Raw genomic sequence first — 19,644 nt, forward strand, 5'->3', positions numbered from 1 at the left:
GGAACGACGAAGAACAGCGGGATCGCCGCCCAAAGAAGTGGACGTAGAACGCAGAAAACCCCGCCGAGGCGGGGCTTTCCGGGCTACATCCATGCGAAGTCAGGGAGCCGACGGAGCGGCCTGACCTGAGACGGTGTCAGGAGGGCGTAAAGCAAGTACGCCCACCCCAGCCCTGAACATCCGACATGGTGCCGCCGATCTTCTGGTGTGGATCGGCAAGCTCGCTTTGCCCTGGACAAAGCTGGGTCGCGGCGGCGCGCAGAAAGGTTCAGCGGGGCGCAAAGAAAATTGCACCGCGCCACACTTCAAGCGGGCAGATCCAAGATAACTATCGGATATCTAATGGATTATTCAGGAGGAGTAGCGCGCCGCGAATTCGGAAATGCGCTGCACCACGGCCTTGGACGCGGTGATGCCACGCGCTTGCGCCTTCTCTGTGGCCTCAGCGCGGGCACGACCGGGCACGTGCACGCCGAAGCGCCGCCGCAGCCGGTCGAGCTGGTCCTTCATCCGCTGCTCGAAATCCGGATCGAGCAGCTTGGGTTCGATGGCAAGGACGAACAGCCCGGTGCCCGGACTGTCCGGTCCGCCGCCGAACCATGGCGCGTCGAGCGACCAGTTGGCGCCCGACAGGCCCGCCGCCAGCACTTCGACCATCAGCGCGATGTTGGCGCCGCGCTGGCCGCCGAAGGCAAGCATGGCACCCTTCATGGCGGCGGCCGGATCGGTGGTCGGGTTGCCGCTGGCGTCCAGCGCCCAGCCTTCGGGGATTGTCTTGCCGTCCTCGGCCGCCTTGCGGATGTTGACGAAGGCGGTGGCGCTCGACGACTGGTCGATGACGAGCGGCGCGCCGTCGGCGGCGGGTGCGGCAAACGACATCGGATTGGTGCAGTAGACCGGCTTCACCGAGCCGGAGCCGGCGAGCACGGCCGGGCCGTTGGTGGCGGCGAACGACACCAGCCCCTGTGCTGCCAGCCGGCCGGTAAAATAGCCGAGCGCGCCGCATGTATAGGCGTTCTTCTGCGAGAAGATGGCGACGCCGAACAGTCTTGCCGTCTTGGCGAGGTCGTCGATGGTGCGGTCGAAGCCGGTATGCGCCAGCCCGCCGCGCGCATCGGAGAGGTAGATCGCCAACGCCGGCCGAGTGATCACCGGGTCTGCGTTGCCGTCGATGCGGCCGGCTTCCAGCGCCTCGAGGTAATCGATGAAATGCGAAAACCCGACGGAGGAAACCCCTTCCGACTCGGCTGATATGATCGAAGCGGTTAGCGATTGTGCCGCTTCCTCATTGGCGCCGGCGCCGAGTGCCGCCATCCGGCACAGTCCTTTTGCCTGATCGAGACTGAGTTGCATCACAATGAGTTCCTGGGCGAATAGCGAATGGCGAGTAGGGAGTAGCGGAAATAGCGGAAATATCGAGTGCTTACTATTCGCTATTCGCTAACTCGCTAACTCGCTAGCCGATCTTGTTCGGGATCCTGGCTTCGATCCTGCCGAAGGCGAAGACCAGAATACCGGTGATCGTCATGTAGATCAGCGCCAGCAGCAGCAAGGGTTCGTAGGTGAGGTAGGTATCCTGCCGCACCTTGGACGAAACGGCGAAGATGTCGATCACGCTGATCGTCGCCACCAGCGGCGTCGACTTCAATTGCAGCACGGTCTCGCCGGTCAGCGTCGGCAGCGCCCGGTAGATGGCTTGCGGCAACCAGATGCGCCGGAATGCCTTCCAGCGGCTCATGCCGAAGGCGCGGGCGGCCTCGAGTTGCCCCTTGGGCACGCCGGCAAAGGCGCCGCGCATCACTTCACCTTCATAGCCGGCAAAAGACAAGGTCAACGCCAGCACGCCATAGGGCCAGGCTTGCCGCAGATACGGCCACATCCAGGAACCACGGATCCACGGATATTGCGGAAACAGCGAGCCCAGGCCGTAATAGAGCAGCCACAGCTGGATCAGCAGCGGCGTGCCCCGGATCACCGTGCAGAACACCTTGGCGGGCGCGGCGAACCAGAAGGAGCCGGTGGCCTGCGCCAGCCCGAGCGGCACGGCGAGCAGGAAGCCCAGAATGCAGGTGACGGCCAAGATCCACAGCGAGCGCCAGATGCCGATCAATCCCATCTCATAATATTGCGGCAGCCAGTCCCAGCGCATGAAAAACGCCGCCGACAGAACCAGCCCGAGTGCGATCAGGATCAGCACGATACGGTGCGGCTGCAGCCACAGCGACGTCCGCGCGACGACGTTGATGATAGCCGCCTCGTTGGCCATCAGCGCGCCTCCTTCAGCGAAGGCATGCCGCGCCGCGACCAGGCCTCGACCCGGCCGATGAGGAGGTTGGAAAACAGCGACAACAGCAGATAGAGCACGCCCGCGGCGACGAAGAAGGTGAAATAGGCTTTGGTGACGCCGGCGGCCTGCCGCGTTGCCAGCGCCAGCTCGTAGAAGCCGACGACCGCCAGCAGTGCAGTGTCCTTGGTGGCGATCAGCCAGAGATTGGCGAGGCCCGGTATGGCGAAGGGCAGCATTGCCGGCAAGGTGATGCGCCGCAAGAGGAGGCCGGGAGACATTCCATAGGCGCGGGCGGCTTCGATTTGCCCCTGCGGAATGGCCAGGATCGCGCCGCGTATCACCTCGGTCGAATAGGCGCCCTGGACAAAGCCGAGCACGGCGATGCCGGCGGCAAGGCCACTAATGTCGACGCGCTGATAGCCCATTGCCGTCAGCGCCTGGTTGATCAGGTCGGTTCCGGCGTAATAGAGCAGCAGGATCAGCACCAGTTCGGGCACGGCACGCACGATGGTGGTGTAGACCACAAGCAGGTCGCGCACCACCGGGCCGCCATAAAGCTTGCCATAGGCGCCGCACGTGCCGATCAAAAGACCGAGACATGTGGCGCCCAGCGCGATCTCGATCGAATGCAGCAGTCCAACCAAAAGGGTCCCGCCCCAGCCCGGCGCATTGGGCGAGAGAAGTTCGATGATGCCGGCCGCCGAGGCCGAAAGAAATGCGTCGATCAGCGTCGCCCCCGGATTGCTGGCTCTAACCACCGACGGCTGCGTCGGCGGCAAACATGCCTGGGAAAGATCGGGCAGGAGGGGCATGGCGCTGGCGCCATGCCCCTCGGCTCATGCGAGGATTGTCAGTTCGACTGCGCGCCGCCGCCGCCGTAAATGTCAAAATCGAAGTACTTCTTCGAGATCTCGTCGTATTTGCCGTTGGCGCGGATCGCCTTGATGCCGGCGTTGATCTTGTCCTTCAACTCGGTGTCTTCCTTGCGCACGCCGGCGCCGACGCCCGGTCCGAGCACTTCGTCATCCGGTGCCACCATGCCCTTCAGATCGCAGCAGGCCTTGCCCTGGTCCGATTTGAGAAATTCGCCAAGCGCGATGGAATCGGCCTGCACCGCGTCGAGGCGGCCGGCCGCAAGATCGTTGTTGGCTTCGTCCTGGGTCTGGTATTCCTTGATTTCCGCCGCTCCGGTGAAGTGCTTCTTGGCGTAGACGGCGTGCACGGTCGACACCTGAACGCCAATGACCTTACCCTTGAGGTCGTCCGGAGTGGCGCCGAATTTCTGGTCCTTTGGCCCGATGATCGCCGTCGGCGTGTTATAATATTTGTCCGAGAAGTCGATCGTCTTCTTGCGCTCATTGGTGATCGACATCGAGCTGACGATGAGGTCGATCTTCTTCGTCGTCAGCGCCGGAATGATGCCGTCCCAGGCAACCGGAGTGATGACGCAGTCAAGCTTCTCTTCGGCGCAGACTGCGTCGATGAACTCGATCTCCCAGCCGATCCACTTGCCCGATGCATCGGGCGAGGTGAAGGGTGGATAGGGTTCGGCGGCGACGCCGATCTTGACTGGATCGGCCTTGGCCACCCCCATCGCGGCGACGCCGAGCAGCAGCGCTGCGGCGAATGTCTTCAGAACGGTCTTCATTTCACGACTCCCAGTTTGTTGTTGGTTCCCGGTTTCTCCCGCCCCGGCCTGTTCCTAGCCGATGTTGCGGATGAACTGTTTCAGCCTTTCGGATTTCGGTGCGCCGAATATCTGCTCCGGCGGCCCCTCTTCCTCGACCAACCCGTTGTAGAGGTAGACGACATGCGTCGCGACCTCACGGGCAAACTTCATCTCATGGGTGACCAGCACCATGGTGCGGCCTTCGCGTGCCAGGTCGCCGATCACCTTCAGCACTTCGCCGACCAGCTCAGGGTCCAGCGCCGAGGTCGGCTCATCGAAAAGCATGACGCGCGGATTGATGGCCAGCGCCCGGGCGATAGCGGCCCGCTGCTGCTGGCCGCCCGACAGATAGGCCGGATAGACGTCGCGCTTTTCGGCAAGGCCGACGCGGGCGAGCAGCTTTTCGGCCTCTGCGATCGCCACATCGCGCTTGACGCCAAGCACGTGCACCGGAACCTCGATGACGTTCTCGATCAGCGTCATGTGGCTCCACAGGTTGAAGTTCTGGAACACCATGCCGAGCTTGGAACGGATGCGCTCGATCTGCTTGCGATCGGCCGGAACCGTGTGGCCGTGGCTGTCGGCCTTGAGCTTGATCTCTTCGCCATTGACCCGGATGACACCGCTGGTCGGATTTTCCAGGCAGTTGATGCAGCGCAGCAGCGTCGACTTGCCCGAGCCTGAGCCACCGATAATGGCGATCACCTCGCCGTCACGCGCCGACAGGGACACGCCCTTCAGCACATGCAACTCACCGAACCTCTTGTGCAGGTTCTCGACATGGATGGCTTCGGCGGCGCCGTCCTGCGCCGTGTATTTCAGTGCGGATGCGGCGCTTGTAACCGTCATCCCTTCGACGCTCCGCGGCGCGGTAGAATCGGTCGCTGCTGGTATCTTTTACCCATTACCCGTCACTGACAGAGTTCCCATTCTCAGGATGGACCGTTCCGCTTGCCTCCGTCAACCATGGTTTTTGGACTATTGATCGGAGCTTGCCGTAGTGGTTAGTGGCGGCAACGAACGTTTCGGGAGAATTGAGTGGGCAAATCATACGGGTCGCAGTCCATGGCCGGACCCCTGAAACGCGTGCTGATGCGGTCCGCCGCCAGCGCCATGCGTCATGCCAGGGCACAGGAATGGCACTATGGTCCAGGCTTCGATCCGCAAAAGGCCGCAGCCCAGCATGAGCAGCTGTCCGGCATGGTCGCGGCTTCCGGCGCCGAGATCGAATGGCTGACGGATGCCGATGACGGGCTGGCTGATTCCGTCTTCACCCACGATCCGTCGCTGATGACCGATCATGGCGCGATTATTCTCTCGATGGGCAAGGCATTGCGCCAGGCCGAGCCCGGCCTGCATGAGGCAGCTTACGAGCGCATGGGCATTCCCATCCTTGGGCGCCTTGAAAGCCCTGGCCAGGTGGAAGGCGGCGACTGCGTCTGGGTCGATGCGACCACGCTGGCCGTCGGTCGTGGCGTGCGCACCAACCAGGACGGTATCCAGCAACTCGCTAATCTGCTCTCGCCCAAGGGCATTTCGGTCTTAGGCTTCGACCTGCCGCTCTGGCACGGCGAGGAAGCCTGCCTGCATCTGATGTCGGTGATCAGTCCGCTCGCCGACGATCTGGCGCTGGTCTACGCGCCCTTGCTGCCGGCCGCCTTCTACCAGATGCTGCGGGCGCGCGGCATCACGCTGGTCGAGGGCGATGCCGACGAGTTTTTCGCCTCCAACGGGCTCAGCCTCAACGTGCTGCCGACGGCGCCGCGCCAGGTCATTGCCGTTGCAGGCTTTCCCAAGACGGCGGCTGCCATGCAGGCCGCCGGCTGCGTGGTCTCCATCTTCGAGGCGGATGCGCTCTGCATCGCCTGCGAGGGCGGCCCTACCTGCCTGACGCGGCCAGTGCTGCGCCAATGACCAACATTGGCCCGACCGTCGGCGAGGCGCTCATTTCGCTGCTCGAAGCCCATGGCGTCGACACGGTCTTCGGCATTCCCGGCGTGCACACGGTCGAACTCTACCGGGGGCTGGCGCGCTCCAACATCCGCCATGTCACGCCGCGCCACGAACAGGGCGCCGGCTTCATGGCCGACGGCTATGCGCGCGCCAGCGGCAGGCCGGGCGTCGCCTTCGTCATCACCGGACCGGGGCTGACCAACACCATCACCGCCATGGGTCAGGCGCGTGCCGATTCGGTGCCGATGCTAGTCATCTCCGGGGTTAACGCCACGCCGACCTTGGGCAAGGGCCTCGGCTTCCTGCATGAACTGCCTGACCAGCGCGGCATGATGGAAAAGGTTGCGCTGTTTTCGCAGCGCGTCACCCAGGCCAGCGAATTGCCAGGTGCGCTGGCGCAGGCCTTCGCGCTGTTCTCATCGGCCCGGCCCGGGCCGGTGCACATCGAGATTCCGACCGACGTCATGGTCAAGCCGGCGGACGGCATCTCCGCCATGCTGAGCAATGCGGCACCGCCCGCGCCGGATGGCGTTGCAATTGCCAGCGCTGCCAAACTCATCGCTGCCGCGCGCCGCCCGCTGATCCTGGCCGGGGGCGGCGCCAAGCGGGCCGAAGCGCCATTGCGGCGTCTGGCCGAACGGCTGGGTGCGCCGGTCGTCCAGACCGCCAACGCGCGCGGCCTGCTGCATGGTCATCCGCTTTGCGTGCCGGCCAGCCCCAGCCTGAAGGCAGTGCGGGCGCTGATGGCCGAAGCGGATCTAGTGATTGCCGCCGGAACCGAATTCGGCCCGACCGACTATGACGGCTACAGCGATGGCGGCTTCGTCCTGCCCGTCAATTTGATCCGCATCGATATCGGCGCGGACCAGCTTGCCCGCCGCCCGGCGACGGTTTCGATCCAGGCCGATTGTGCCGAGGCGCTCGAGGCGCTGCTTCCGCAAATCAGCCATGTTCCGGCAAGCGAGGGCGGCCCTTTGCGCGCCGCCGCGGCCCGCAAAGCGGCCTTTGCCGAGCTCAATCCGACGCTGCAGGCGCAGGTGCGCGCCGTCGAGACGATCCGCGACGCGCTGCCTGGCGCACTCATCGTCGGCGATTCGACGCAGCCGATCTATGCTGCCAACCTCTATTATGACCATGATCGACCAGGCGGCTGGTTCAATGCCGCGACAGGTTTCGGCGCACTCGGCTATGGCCCGCCGGCGGCGATTGGAGCTGCCCTTGCTGTGCCCGAGGCGCCGGCCGTCTGCCTCACCGGTGACGGCGGTTTCCAGTTCACGTTGCCGGAGCTGGGCGCCGCGCTCGATGCCGGGGCGCCCGTAATCTTCATCGTGTGGAACAATCGCGGCTATCGCGAGATCGAAACCTCGATGCTCGATGTCGGCGTCGAGCCGGTGGGCGTGTCGCCGGCACCGCCGGATTTCTGCAAGCTGGCTGAGGCCTATGGCATCGGCGCCGAACGGCTTGCCGATATCGACGCTCTGGCAGATGCGCTGAAGCGCGCGCGGGCCACCGGACTGCCGCGCGTCATCGAAATCACGGTTGACTGAACATCGGTGGCGCGAGCTTCCCGTCTCGGCTGGCATGACCCGTGGCTGGCCCGCGGCTGGACGCATGCAAAGACGCAACAACTGCCATGTCGAGATTTCAATTGAGTGATGGCGCGAAAGGCGCGACGCTTCGCGTCGGCGGCGCAAGAAACGACCTAACGATAAAAAAAATGACAGGAGCGGTCCAAGATGACGGAAACCCTTGAAGGCAAGCATATCGTCGTGACCGGTGGAACCGGCGCGCTCGGCGGTGCGGTTGTCGGCAAACTGCTGAGCGACGGCGCGATCTGCCATGTGCCCAATGCCCATGCCGCCGCACCATCGCATTTCCCTTTCACCGCGCATGATCGTGTCAAGCTGGTGCACAATGTCGATCTATCGGACTCCGCCAAGGTCGAGGCGTTCTACAGCCAGGTTCCGGACCTGTGGGGCTCGATCCACCTGGCCGGCGGCTTTACCGCGGCGCCGGTGGAAAAGATCGAGTCGGCTTCCTTCGCCGAGATGATGGATACCAATGCGCGCACCGCCTTCCTGTGCTGTCGTGCGGCGGTGCGCTCGATGCTGGCGTCAGGCACGGCAGGCCGCATCGTCAATATCGCTGCACGGGCGGCATTGGAACCGCGCAAGGGCGCCGGCTCGGTCGCTTACGCCGCCAGCAAGGCGGCGGTGGCAGCAATGACGGTGGCGATGGCCGAGGAGCTGAAGCACAAGGGCATCCTGGTCAACGCCGTGGCGCCGTCGACGCTCGACACGCCGGCAAACCGCGCCGACATGCCGGATGCCGATGTCACCAGATGGGTCAGCCTCGAAGCCGCCGCCGAAGCCATCGCTTATCTGGCCTCGCCGGCCAATCAGGCGATGAGCGGCGCGCTGGTACCGCTTTACGGCAGGGCGTAACCTTCCAACCTTTTACATTGGTCAAAGAAAAACCCCGCCGGATCGCTCCGGCGGGGTTTTGTTTTCGAGCCTATGCGAAGAGGCTTAGCTGCCCTGCTTCTTCAGCGCGGCACCCAGGATGTCGCCCAGCGAAGCGCCGGAGTCGGTCGAGCCGTACTGAGCGACGGCTTCCTTCTCTTCTGCGATTTCCAGCGCCTTGATCGAGACCTGCAGCTTGCGGGTCTTCTTGTCGAAGGCGATGACGCGGGCGTCGACCTTCTGGCCGACGGTGAAGCGCTCGGGGCGCTGCTCGTCGCGATCACGGCTCAGATCTGAGCGCTTGATGAAGGTCTCGATGCCGCTGTCGACCAGCCGCACTTCCAGACCGCCATCCTTGACGCCGATGACTTCGCAGGTGACGACCGCGTTCTTGCGCAGTTCGCCTGAAGTCGCCGCTTCGCCGACCGTATCCTTGGCCAGCTGCTTGATGCCGAGCGAGATGCGCTCCTTGTCGATATCGACGTCGAGCACCTGCGCCTTGACCATATCGCCGCGATTGTACTCTTCGATGACCTGTTCGCCCGGACGGGTCCAGTCGAGGTCGGAAAGGTGCACCATGCCGTCCACGTCGCCTTCGAGGCCGATGAACAGGCCGAACTCGGTCTTGTTCTTGACCTCGCCCTCGACCTGGCTGCCGACCGGATGGCTCGAGGCGAAAGCCTGCCACGGATTCTCGAGCGTCTGCTTGAGGCCGAGCGAGATGCGGCGCTTGGCCGGATCGACCTCGAGCACCACCACGTCGACTTCCTGCGTCGTCGACAGGATCTTGCCGGGATGCACGTTCTTCTTCGTCCACGACATTTCCGAAACGTGGATGAGACCCTCGATGCCGGGCTCCAGCTCGACGAACGCGCCGTAGTCGGTGATGTTGGTGACGGTACCCTTGATCTTCTTGCCGATCGGGAACTTGGTGCCGATCTCGGACCACGGATCGCTCTCGAGCTGCTTCATGCCGAGCGAGATGCGGTGGGTTTCCTGGTTGATGCGGATGATCTGCACCTTGACCGTCTGACCGATGTTGAGGATTTCGGTCGGATGGTTGACGCGGCGCCATGCCATGTCGGTGACATGCAGCAGGCCGTCGATGCCGCCGAGGTCGACGAACGCACCGTAATCGGTAATGTTCTTGACGACGCCTTCGACAACCTGGCCTTCTTCGAGGTTCTGCACGATTTCCGAACGCTGTTCGGCGCGGCTCTCCTCGAGCACGGTACGGCGCGACACCACGATGTTGCCGCGGCGGCGATCCATCTTGAGGATCTCGAAGGGCTGCGGGTTGTGCATCAGCGGGGAGACGTCGCGGATCGGGCGGATATCGACCTGGCTGCGCGGCAGGAAGGCAACGGCGCCGTCGAGGTCGACGGTGAAGCCGCCCTTGACCTGGTTGAAGATGACGCCTTCGACGCGCTCACCCTTGGTGAACTTCTCTTCGAGACGGACCCAGCTCTCTTCGCGGCGGGCCTTCTCACGCGAAAGCATCGCTTCGCCAAGCGCGTTCTCGATACGCTCGACATAGACTTCGACGGTGTCACCGACCTTGAGGGTGGTGTCCTTGCCCTTGACGCCGAATTCCTTCAGCGGCACGCGGCCTTCGACCTTGAGGCCGACGTCGATGATGGCCATGTCCTTTTCGATCGCGGTGATCGTGCCCTTAACGACCTGGCCTTCGCCGGAATGGCCTGTGGTAAATGATTCTTCGAGCAGGCTCGCGAAATCATCGCGAGTGGGATTTGCAGCTGACATTGTTTCTCCTGGAATGTCCCGCATCTCAAGCGGGACGGGCGCCGTGGGTTAGCGTTGCGTTAGCCTGCCGGCGTTCCGGGCTACAAAAGCCCTGGGCCGCTCTTTAAGCGGCAACTCCGGCGCATGAAGAATGCTGGCAGGCTGGTTCGTGCCCGATATGGGTGTCTTCTTCGCCTCCGACAACGGAAACGCGAGGGAAAAACCCGGATCAGGCGTTGTCTCTCTTGGCCAACACGTCGTCGATGATCGCCTTGGCTGCAAGAAACGCGGCTTCTATAGCCATTTCGCTGGTATCAAGCAAGTGCGCGTCGGTCGCCGGCTTCAAGGGCGAGTCGGCGCGGCCCATGTCGCGCTCGTCGCGGCGCACGATATCGGCGAGGATTTCGGCGAAATCGGCGGTGCCGCCGATGCTCTCGATCTCGGCCAGCCGGCGCTTCGCGCGCACCTCGGCGCTCGCCGTCACATAGAGTTTGATGTCGGCGTCGGGGCAGACGACGGTGCCGATGTCGCGCCCATCGAGCACCGCGCCCGGCGGCGTCTTGGCGAAGTCGCGCTGCTTTTCGACGAGGATGCGCCGCACGGTCGGGAACACCGCGACCTTCGAGGCCGCCTCGCCGACCGCATGTGCCGACAGCACCATGCGGTCGAGTTTGGCCAGGTCGACCTGGCGGGCAGCGGTTTCGGCGGCCGAGACATTGTCGAGCGGCAGCGCGTGCTGGATCAGCGCGTAGGCCACGGCGCGATAGGTGAGACCGGTGTCGAGCAGGTTCAGCCGGTAGTGGTCGGCCAGCCGGCGGGCGAGGGTGCCCTTGCCGGCGCCGGCGGGTCCGTCGATGGCGATGGTGAAGGGGATGCTCATTGGCTGGCCGCCGCGATCGAAAGGCGCGATGAAAAGGACAAGCGCCGCGATCCTTCGCACCCCCCTCTGTCCTGCCGGACATCTCCCCCGCAAGGGGGGAGATTGGCAGCATTGGCGCTCCGCTCAATTCTGCAGCGTTGACTGTTGGCGAAACCCGCGATGTCGACTGATCTCCCTTGCGGGGGAGATGTCCGGCAGGACAGAGGGGGGTGCTGTCCCGCTAGCATTCCAGTTTGGCTCCAACCCATCAACGGTCACCCAATCTCCGCGCCCAACCCCTTCATCAGCCCCATGAACTCCGGAAAGCTCGTCGCGATCATCGCCTGATCGTCGATGGTAACCGGCTTTTCCGTGGCTAGGCCCATCACCAGAAAGCTCATCGCGATGCGGTGGTCGAGATGGGTCTGCACGGTCGTGTCCTGGCCGTTGGGGTGTCCACCGAGCCCCTTGCCACCCGGTTTGCCGCGCACGGCAAGCGAAGCTTCGCCCTCGGTGCAGTCGACGCCGTTGAGCATCAGTCCTTTGGCGACGGCCGACAGTCGGTCCGACTCTTTCACCCGCAGCTCCTCCAGCCCCTGCATCAGCGTCTCGCCCTCGGCGAAGCTCGCCGCGACCGCCAGCACCGGATACTCGTCGATCATCGACGGCGCCCGCTCGGGCGGCACGGTGACGCCCTTGAGCTCGGAATAACGCACGCGCAGGTCGGCCACATCCTCGCCGCCGGCGTTGCGCGGGTTCAGGATGTCGATCTTGCCGCCCATTTCTTGCAACGTCAGCAGCAGCCCGGTGCGGGTCGGGTTCATCAGCACGTTTTCGATTGTTATGTCTGATCCGGGCACGATCAGGGCGGCCACCAGCGGGAAACCGGCCGAGGATGGATCGCCCGGCACCGCGATGGTCTGCCCGGTCAACTTGCCCTGGCCTTCTATGAAGATATGGCGCACGCCGCGCTCGTCGGTCTCGACCGACAAATTGGCTCCAAATCCCTTCAGCATCTTTTCGGTGTGGTCGCGCGTCATGACAGGCTCGATGACGGTGGTGATGCCCGGCGTGTTCAGCCCGGCCAGCAGCACCGCCGACTTCACCTGCGCCGAGGCCATCGGCACACGATAAGTGATCGGTGCGGCGTGCTTGGGCCCATGCAGCGTGATCGGCATGCGGTCGCCGGGCGTCGCCTTCAGCACCTGCACGCCCATCTGGCGCAAGGGTTCGAGCACCCGCCCCATCGGCCGGCCAGACAGCGAGGCGTCGCCGATGAAGGTCGTTTCCATGTCATAGGTGCCGACAAGGCCCATGGTCAGCCGCGAGCCGGTGCCGGCATTGCCGAAATCGAGCGGGCCTTCCGGCTGCAGCAGCGCGCCGTTGCCGGTGCCGCGGATCACCCACTCCGCGCCGCGTTTTTCTATATGCGCGCCCATCGCCTTCATGGCCGCACCCGTGCGCATCACGTCCTCGCCTTCGAGCAGGCCGGTGATGCGGGTCTCGCCAGAGGCAAGGCCGCCGAACATGAAGGAGCGGTGCGAGATCGACTTGTCGCCCGGCACGCGAGCCGTGCCGGAAAGGGCGGATGATTTGCGGGCGGTGGCCGGCTTTGGGGCGGCGGCGTGAGACATGGAATTTCCCTGGACGGAATGCCGGCGGGCCGGCGCTTTTCATTTGTTGCGGCGGTCTCGTATCACGGCGGGCCGAAATGGTCATCCCCCGTGGTCGTCACTGACGCGAGGCCTTCCAATGCATGGTTTTGTGACGCCGGCTTTTCGCTTTGACAGCGCTGCAAACTGTGGTTAAGGGGACCACTCTTTTATTGACGAGGCTTGCCGTGGCAAAAACTGAACTTGGCACAAAACGTATCGACCCGGAGACGGGCCGAAAATTCTACGACCTGAACAAGGACCCGATCGTCTCGCCGTACACCGGCAAGACCTATCCGCGTTCCTATTTCGAGGAAGGCAAGATTGCCGCCCTCGAGGAGGAAGAGGAAGTGGCCGAGAAGGAAGTGGATGCCGAGGAAGAAGAGGGCGTCGAGGTCGTCTCGCTCGAAGAGGCCGACGAGGACGTCAAGGGCGACGACCTGCCGGATCTTGGCGACGACGAGGATGATGTCGATCTCGGCGAAGACGAAGACGATACTTTCCTCGCCGACGAAGAGGAAGAAGACGACGACGTTGCCGACATGATCGGCGTCGGCGACGACGACGACGAGGTCTGATCGGCCTTGAAAGTGGGCGTTTGCAGGCTTTCGTGGCCTGTGGCGAAAAAGCGGCTCTCGAAGGCTTGATATTGACGAAAGGCGGGGTTAGAAGCCGCCTGCACTAACGGCGCGGTCTCCAACCCGCGCCGGATCTCTTCGCCGGAAACGGCGCCGGTTGACTGCCGGAAGTGGGGCCATAGCTCAGTTGGGAGAGCGCTTGAATGGCATTCAAGAGGTCGTCGGTTCGATCCCGATTGGCTCCACCAAACAGTCCCTCTGCAAACTTCCTTGCGGATAATCGCGCCTCTTCAAAGGCTTGCCAGCTCGAGAATGGCTTCATGCTGCTCGATCGCCTGTCCGCCGTAGCCGGGTTTCGGAATGGCGAGGCAGCGGCCCACGGTCCATCAAAGGGTCGCAGCCGATAGTTCGGGTTCGAGCGACGGAGAGAAATTCCAATAACGGCGGCGGAATTGGAATAAACTAACTCTACAGATTTTGTTGAATAAGCAATCTGCACTGGCGATCTGGTTTTCCCCGGACAGGACACGCCATGCCCACTCTCTTGCGCTCCCCCTTAACCAAGCCAGCTATATCCGACCAGGCCAGTCGGCGCACGGGAGGCAGGCCATGACCAAAGATATTCCCGAACGCATCAAGGTGCTCTGGTTTCTGCCGACGCATGGCGACAGCCGTTATCTCGGCACCACGGAAGGCGGCAGGGCCGTCGATCTGCCCTATCTGACGCAAGTGGCGAAGGCAGCCGATACGCTGGGCTACTACGGCGTGCTGTTGCCGACCGGCCGGGCATGCGAGGATTCGTGGGTGATCGCATCGGCGCTGGCGCCACTGACCGAGCGATTGCGTTTCCTTGTCGCAGTGCGGCCCGGCCTGCAGTCGCCGACGCTCGCCGCGCGCATGACCGCGACGCTGGATCGCATTTCCAACGGGCGCCTGCTGATCAACGTGGTCACCGGCGGCGATCCGCTGGAGAACAAGGGCGATGGCATCTTCCTGTCGCATGCCGAGCGCTACGAGGTGACCCAGGAGTTCCTGCAGATCTACAAGCGGGTACTGAGCGGCGAGACGGTCGAGCACCAGGGCAAGCATTTCCGCATCGAGGACGGAAGGCTGCTGTTTCCACCGGTGCAGACGCCCTATCCGCCGCTCTATTTCGGTGGCTCGTCCGACGCCGGATCCGTGGTGGCGGCGCAGGAGATCGACAAGTATTTGACATGGGGAGAGCCGCCCGCCGATGTCGAGCGCAAGCTGGATGGCGTGCGCGAACTGGCGCAGAAGGCCGGCCGCAAGCTCTCCTTCGGCATTCGCCTGCATGTCATCGTCCGCGAAACCACCGAAGAGGCGTGGGCCGCCGCCGACAGGCTGATCAGCCGGCTCGACGACACGACGATCGCTTCGGCGCAGAAGGTCTTTGCCCGCATGGATTCGGTCGGCCAGGCGCGGATGAGCGCGCTGCATGGCGGCAACCGCGCCAAGCTCGAGATCGCGCCCAACCTCTGGGCCGGTGTCGGCCTGGTGCGCGGCGGCGCGGGAACAGCGCTTGTCGGCGATCCCGACACGATCGCTGAGCGCATCGACGAATACCGACGCCTCGGCATCGACACGTTCATCCTGTCCGGCTACCCGCATCTCGAAGAAGCCTATCGCTTCGGTGAACTGGTGCTGCCGAAATTGCCGACCGATCATCCGGTCAAACTTGCCGCCTCGTCCGTCAACACCGGCCCGTTCGGCGAGACCATCGCCGGCGATCACCGGCCGAAGTCGCTCGCAAGCGCCTCGTGAACGCGCTGCCTTCGGTCCCGCGATTGCACGTCGCCATAATCGGCGGCGGCTTTTCCGGCTCGGCGGTAGCTTGGCAGCTGGCGCGAAGCTATTGGCCGGAGCGCCTGTCGACTTCCGTGATCGAGCCGCGGCCGGTGCTCGGCGGCGGTCTTGCCTATTCCACCGAGGAGCCGTCGCATCGGGTTAATGTTCCGGCCGCCAGAATGAGCATGGCTCCCGACGATCCGCAGCATTTTGCGCGCTGGTTGACTGGCAGCGGAGAATTGCAACTCGACCCGGACGCCATCTGGAAGAACGGCGATGCCTATCCGCGCCGGCGCGTGTTCGGCCGCTATGTTGCCGAGCATCTGGCGCCCCATCTCAGTTCCGGCGTTATCCGTCATGTCGAGGGTCTCGCGACACGCGTGACGCGTGAGACGGATGGGACGGGCTGGACTGTGTACACGCCCAGCGGATCGGTTGCCGCCGACATCGTCGTCCTGGCAGCGACGCATCCGCAGCCTGGAATTCCCACCGCACTGGCCTCGCTGTCTGAAGCATCGGGTTTCATCGCCGATCCGTACGCGCCAGCCGCGCTTGCCGGGATCGCGCCGGACGCACAGGTGCTGATCGTCGGCTCCGGACTGACTTCGGCCGACATGGTCGCCGAGCTCGACCGCCGTGGCCATCGCGGCCGCATCCTGGCGCTGTCGCGCCGCGGGCTGCGCTCGCGCGGCCACCCGGACTTCAGGGGCGAACCCTTCGGCGACTTTGCGTCCGCACCGGCCACGACGGCGCTTGGCCTGCTCAAGAACATTCGCGCGACGCTGGCAGCGGCACATGTGGCCAATGTCAACTGGCAGTCCGTCTTCGACCAGCTGCGCCTGCAGGGCCCGGTGCTGTGGGCCGCACTTGCCCCACCGGAGCGGGCAAGGCTGGTCCGCCAGCTGCGGGTGTTCTGGGACGTGCATCGCTTCAGGATCGCCCCGCAGGTCGCTTCCGTGCTCGACCGCCGCCATGCGGCCGGCACATTCGAAACCATTGCTGCCAGGCTTGTCGCATCGAACGATGAGGACGGCAGCCTGGCTGTCAGCTTTCAACGGCGCGGGCAGACGCGGATCGAGACGACGCGCTTCGATGCCATCATCAACACCACCGGCCCGGCGCATCAGCAGGCGCTACAACTGAACCCGGCATTGCGCTCGCTGACTGAAGCCGGGCTGATCAAGGCTGACCGATACGGGCTTGGCATCGAGACGGGTCTCGACAGCCGCGCCGTCGACCGGGATGGCAGGTCGGTCACGACACTCTTCGTCGCCGGCCCGCTGGCACGAGGGACTTTCGGCGAACTTATGGGCCTGCCCGAGGTCGCCCGCCATGCCCAGAACGTCGCGGCCGAAATTGCAAAGCTGGTCGAAGCGCTGCCGCCGGCCGTCAGTGCCAATGCTGCTCGCGGGCTGACATCGGCAACCTGCTGAGCAGAAATTGGTATTTCCGTCCCATGAGGGCCCCAAAAACGGAAAATCCTTCTTTGTATATATATTCTATAAACATAATAAATATCGGGAAGCCGGCGCGACCGGAGCGATCAACGACACGGCCTGAATGGGAGACAGTTTATGGCACACGCAGAAGCCGACCCGATCAAATTCGCCTACTGGGTGCCCAATGTTTCGGGCGGCCTGGTGATTTCCAACATCGAGCAGCGCACCAATCATTCGGCCGAGTACAACCGAAAGCTGGCGCAGATCGCCGAGAAGTCCGGCTTCGACTACGCGCTCAGCCAGATCCGTTTCACCGCCGGCTACGGCGCCGACGAACAGCATGAATCGGTGGCCTTCAGCCATGATCTGCTGGCGGCGACCACGACGCTCAAGGTTATCGCAGCGATCCTGCCCGGACCGTGGAACCCGGCGCTGGCGGCCAAGCAGATCGCCACCATCAGCTATTTGACCAACGGCCGCGTGGCGATCAACCTCGTCTCCGGGTGGTTCCGCGGCGAGTTTCACGCCATCGGCGAGCATTGGCTCGACCATGACGAGCGCTATCGCCGCTCGGAGGAATTCATCCGTGCGCTGCGCGGAATATGGACCGAAGACAGCTTCACCTTCCGCGGCGATTTCTATCGTTTCAACGAATATTCGCTGAAGCCGAAACCGCCGCATCCGCTGCCCGAAATCTTCCAGGGCGGATCGTCACGTGCCGCGCGCGATATGGCATCGCGCGTCTCGGATTGGTACTTCACCAACGGCAACACGCCGGCCGAGATCGCGAAGCAGGTCGACGATATCCAGTCCAAGGCGAGAGCCAACAACCATTCCGTCAAGGTCGGCGTCAACGCCTTTGCCGTCGTTCGCGAGACCGAGGACGAAGCCAGGGCGGTGCTTGCCGAGATCATCGCCAAGGCCAATCCCAAGGCGGTCAACGCCTTTGGCCATGAGGTCAAGAATGCCGGCAAGGCTTCGCCGGAGGGCGAGGGCAATTGGGCGAAATCCTCCTTCGACGATCTGGTCCAGTACAATGACGGCTTCCGTTCGAACCTGATCGGCACGCCGAGGCAAGTCGCCGAGCGCATCGTCGACCTGAAGCGCGCCGGTGCCGATCTCATCCTGCTCGGCTTCCTGCACTTCCAGGAAGAAGTCGAGTATTTCGGCAAGCATGTCATCCCGCTCGTTCGCGAGCTGGAAAACGCCGAGGCGGCAGCGTCGCTGGCAGCAGAGTAGCCCCCACAGCCTGGCCGGACTGGTTCCAGCCAGCAAACGAATGAAGGGTTGCCCGGCAGGCTCGATCCGTCGAGCGGCCACGGGGATTTGCGTGCCTGCTGAAGACATCGAGGACTGTTGGAATGCCTCTGCCCAGTTATGCCTTAGGAGTGATGGAGGCTTCCGCCTATGCACCGGAAGTCTTTGCGCGTGGCCTGCCGTCAAGCCTGCGGGAGCAGCAGTCCGAGGACCGTGACGAGCCGGCAGGGTCCGCTGCCGGTGCCACTGCTCCACTGCTCTCGCTTCAAGGCATCGGTCTGTCGTTCGGCGGCGTCGTAGCACTGGCCGATATCGACCTGTCGGTTCATCCCGGCGAGATACGGGCGATCATCGGTCCGAACGGCGCCGGCAAGAGTTCGCTGATCAACGTCATCAGCGGCGTTTATCGGCCGGATCGCGGCCATGTCCAGCTCGACGGCATCTTCTATGCCCAGGTCCCGACGCAGCGGCTGGCGCATCTGGGCGTCGCCAGGACTTTCCAGAACCTTGCGCTGTTCAAGGGCCTCAGCGTCCTCGACAATGTCGCTTCAGGCCTCGCTTACAAGGTCCGCTCCAACTTTGCCGGCCAGGTGCTGGGCATCGGCCGCTCGCGTGTCGAGCAGCGCGACTCGCTCAGCCGTGCCGACCAGATCCTCGAATTCCTCGATCTTGCTGCTGTTCGTGATCGCCTTGCCGGTACACTGCCTTACGGGCTGCAGAAGCGGGTCGAACTCGCCCGCGCTCTGGTCGCCGCGCCGCGCCTGCTTTTGCTCGACGAGCCGATGGCCGGCATGACTGCAAGCGAAAAGAGCGAGATGGCGGCCTTCGTCCGCGCCGCGCGCGACCGCTTCGCCACCACCGTGGTGCTGATCGAGCATGATGTCGGCGTCGTCATGGGACTGTCCGACCGCATCGCCGTTCTCGACTACGGCCGCAAGATCGCCGATGCCACACCCGAGGAAGTCAGAAACGACCAGCGCGTCATCGATGCCTATCTCGGCGTCGCCTCGGACAATGAGGACGGGGCAGGCATATGATCGCCGACTTCGACTACCAGTTCTTCATCGAAGTGCTCGTCGGCGGTCTGCTTTCCGGCGTCATGTACTCGCTGGTCGCGATCGGCTTCGTGCTGATCTACAAGACCTCGGGCGTGCTCAATTTCGCGCAAGGCGCGATGCTCTTGTTCGCCGCACTCACCTTCGTCAGCCTTGTCGAGCGTGGGGTTCCGTTCGCGCTGGCGCTGGTGATCAACTTCGCCATCATGGTGGCCATCGGCATCGCCATCGAGCGCACGGTGCTGCGGCCGTTGACCAACAAGCCGCCGATCACCCTGTTCATGGCGACGCTCGGCCTGTCCTACATCATCGAGGGCGCCGCCCAGCTGATCTGGGGCACGCAGGTCCACGGCCTCGATCTCGGCATCGAGGACGTGCCGCTGGAAATCGGCGGCGTGCTGATCAGCCAGTTCGACATCTTCGCCGCCGTGGTCGCCGCCGGCATGGTTGTCCTGCTGTCGCTGTTCTTCCGCTACACCCGCATCGGCCTCTCCTTCCGCGCTGTCGCCGACGACCAGTTCGCCGCACTCGCGGTCGGCCTCAGGCTGCCCTTGATCTGGGCGACAGTCTGGGCCGCCGCCGGCCTCGTCGCGCTGGTGGCGGGACTGCTCTGGGGCGCACGCCTCGGCGTGCAGTTCTCGCTGTCGCTGGTGGTGCTCAAGGCGCTGCCCGTGCTTGTGCTCGGCGGCTTCGATTCCATCCTCGGCGCCATCGTCGGCGGGCTCTTGATCGGCGCCAGCGAGAAGCTCGCCGAGGTCTATATCGGCGACTATTTCGGCGGCGGCAGCGAGAGCTGGTTCGCCTATGGCTGCGCGCTCGTATTCCTGCTCATCCGCCCTTCCTGCCGGGTCGGCCAGTAGCTCGTCGAGAGGATCTGAACGATG

Annotated in this window: 17 protein-coding genes and 1 tRNA gene; 10 read left to right on the forward strand and 8 right to left on the reverse strand. The window is 63.9% G+C overall.

The window, feature by feature from the left end; genetic code table 11:
* Positions 1 to 351 precede the first annotated feature (351 nt).
* The 5 genes from NKJ89_RS14520 to NKJ89_RS14540 form a co-directional block, all read right to left on the reverse strand.
* Complete coding sequence (locus NKJ89_RS14520; protein ID WP_023761470.1) at positions 352 to 1,353, reverse strand: Ldh family oxidoreductase; 1,002 nt, start codon at positions 1,351 to 1,353, stop codon at positions 352 to 354.
* A gap of 103 nt (positions 1,354 to 1,456) precedes the next feature.
* The gene (locus NKJ89_RS14525) at positions 1,457 to 2,266 is read right to left on the reverse strand and encodes an ABC transporter permease (protein ID WP_023761471.1); all 810 of its coding nucleotides are present in this window, start codon (positions 2,264 to 2,266) and stop codon (positions 1,457 to 1,459) included.
* Complete coding sequence (locus NKJ89_RS14530) at positions 2,266 to 2,931, reverse strand: ABC transporter permease (RefSeq protein WP_352603358.1); 666 nt, start codon at positions 2,929 to 2,931, stop codon at positions 2,266 to 2,268. The genes NKJ89_RS14525 and NKJ89_RS14530 overlap by 1 nt, the downstream gene beginning before the upstream one ends.
* A gap of 206 nt (positions 2,932 to 3,137) precedes the next feature.
* Entirely contained in the window at positions 3,138 to 3,935 is a 798-nt protein-coding gene (locus NKJ89_RS14535; protein WP_352603324.1) for a transporter substrate-binding domain-containing protein, read from the reverse strand.
* A 54-nt stretch (positions 3,936 to 3,989) separates the two neighbouring features.
* Entirely contained in the window at positions 3,990 to 4,805 is an 816-nt protein-coding gene (locus NKJ89_RS14540) for an ABC transporter ATP-binding protein (RefSeq protein WP_352603326.1), read from the reverse strand.
* 216 nt (positions 4,806 to 5,021) lie between these two features.
* Here NKJ89_RS14540 and NKJ89_RS14545 point away from each other — a divergent pair, with 216 nt between their 5' ends.
* The 3 genes from NKJ89_RS14545 to NKJ89_RS14555 all read left to right on the forward strand — a co-directional run bounded on the left by NKJ89_RS14545 (position 5,022) and on the right by NKJ89_RS14555 (position 8,353).
* Complete coding sequence (locus NKJ89_RS14545) at positions 5,022 to 5,870, forward strand: dimethylarginine dimethylaminohydrolase family protein (RefSeq protein ID WP_352603360.1); 849 nt, start codon at positions 5,022 to 5,024, stop codon at positions 5,868 to 5,870.
* Positions 5,867 to 7,456 carry a 5-guanidino-2-oxopentanoate decarboxylase gene (locus NKJ89_RS14550; RefSeq protein ID WP_352603328.1) on the forward strand — a complete coding sequence of 530 codons (1,590 nt, stop codon included), beginning with the start codon at positions 5,867 to 5,869 and terminating at the stop codon, positions 7,454 to 7,456. Before NKJ89_RS14545 ends, NKJ89_RS14550 begins: the two co-directional genes overlap by 4 nt.
* 189 nt (positions 7,457 to 7,645) lie before the next feature.
* On the forward strand, positions 7,646 to 8,353 hold the full coding sequence (locus tag NKJ89_RS14555) for an SDR family NAD(P)-dependent oxidoreductase (protein WP_352603330.1): 708 nt from the start codon (positions 7,646 to 7,648) through the stop codon (positions 8,351 to 8,353).
* An 84-nt stretch (positions 8,354 to 8,437) separates the two neighbouring features.
* Here the strand turns inward: NKJ89_RS14555 and rpsA are convergent, their stop codons facing one another.
* The 3 genes from rpsA to aroA all read right to left on the reverse strand — a co-directional run bounded on the left by rpsA (position 8,438) and on the right by aroA (position 12,607).
* Positions 8,438 to 10,135 carry a 30S ribosomal protein S1 gene (gene rpsA / locus NKJ89_RS14560; RefSeq protein ID WP_013528183.1) on the reverse strand — a complete coding sequence of 566 codons (1,698 nt, stop codon included), beginning with the start codon at positions 10,133 to 10,135 and terminating at the stop codon, positions 8,438 to 8,440.
* A gap of 208 nt (positions 10,136 to 10,343) precedes the next feature.
* On the reverse strand, positions 10,344 to 10,994 hold the full coding sequence (cmk, locus tag NKJ89_RS14565; RefSeq protein ID WP_352603332.1) for a (d)CMP kinase: 651 nt from the start codon (positions 10,992 to 10,994) through the stop codon (positions 10,344 to 10,346).
* Between the two features lie 254 nt (positions 10,995 to 11,248).
* Entirely contained in the window at positions 11,249 to 12,607 is a 1,359-nt protein-coding gene (gene aroA, locus NKJ89_RS14570; protein ID WP_352603334.1) for a 3-phosphoshikimate 1-carboxyvinyltransferase, read from the reverse strand.
* A 206-nt stretch (positions 12,608 to 12,813) separates the two neighbouring features.
* Between aroA and NKJ89_RS14575 the strand changes: the two genes are divergently transcribed.
* From NKJ89_RS14575 to NKJ89_RS14605, 7 genes are all read left to right on the forward strand, one after another.
* Entirely contained in the window at positions 12,814 to 13,203 is a 390-nt protein-coding gene (locus NKJ89_RS14575; RefSeq protein WP_023761480.1) for a TIGR02300 family protein, read from the forward strand.
* Positions 13,204 to 13,375: 172 nt separating this feature from the next.
* Positions 13,376 to 13,451: transfer RNA gene (locus NKJ89_RS14580), tRNA-Ala, on the forward strand.
* Positions 13,452 to 13,812: 361 nt separating this feature from the next.
* Positions 13,813 to 14,985 carry an FMNH2-dependent alkanesulfonate monooxygenase gene (ssuD, locus tag NKJ89_RS14585; protein WP_352603337.1) on the forward strand — a complete coding sequence of 391 codons (1,173 nt, stop codon included), beginning with the start codon at positions 13,813 to 13,815 and terminating at the stop codon, positions 14,983 to 14,985.
* Positions 14,982 to 16,442, forward strand: a complete 1,461-nt coding sequence (locus NKJ89_RS14590) for an FAD/NAD(P)-binding protein (protein WP_352603339.1) — start codon at positions 14,982 to 14,984, stop codon at positions 16,440 to 16,442. Before ssuD ends, NKJ89_RS14590 begins: the two co-directional genes overlap by 4 nt.
* 141 nt (positions 16,443 to 16,583) lie before the next feature.
* Entirely contained in the window at positions 16,584 to 17,687 is a 1,104-nt protein-coding gene (sfnG, locus tag NKJ89_RS14595; RefSeq protein WP_352603341.1) for a dimethylsulfone monooxygenase SfnG, read from the forward strand.
* Positions 17,688 to 17,809: 122 nt separating this feature from the next.
* The gene (locus NKJ89_RS14600) at positions 17,810 to 18,742 is read left to right on the forward strand and encodes an ABC transporter ATP-binding protein (protein ID WP_352603343.1); all 933 of its coding nucleotides are present in this window, start codon (positions 17,810 to 17,812) and stop codon (positions 18,740 to 18,742) included.
* Positions 18,739 to 19,620, forward strand: a complete 882-nt coding sequence (locus tag NKJ89_RS14605) for a branched-chain amino acid ABC transporter permease (protein WP_352603345.1) — start codon at positions 18,739 to 18,741, stop codon at positions 19,618 to 19,620. Before NKJ89_RS14600 ends, NKJ89_RS14605 begins: the two co-directional genes overlap by 4 nt.
* Positions 19,621 to 19,644: the final 24 nt, after the last annotated feature.

It is taken from the genome of Mesorhizobium sp. M0047 (assembly GCF_040323315.1).
Classification (GTDB): domain Bacteria; phylum Pseudomonadota; class Alphaproteobacteria; order Rhizobiales; family Rhizobiaceae; genus Mesorhizobium.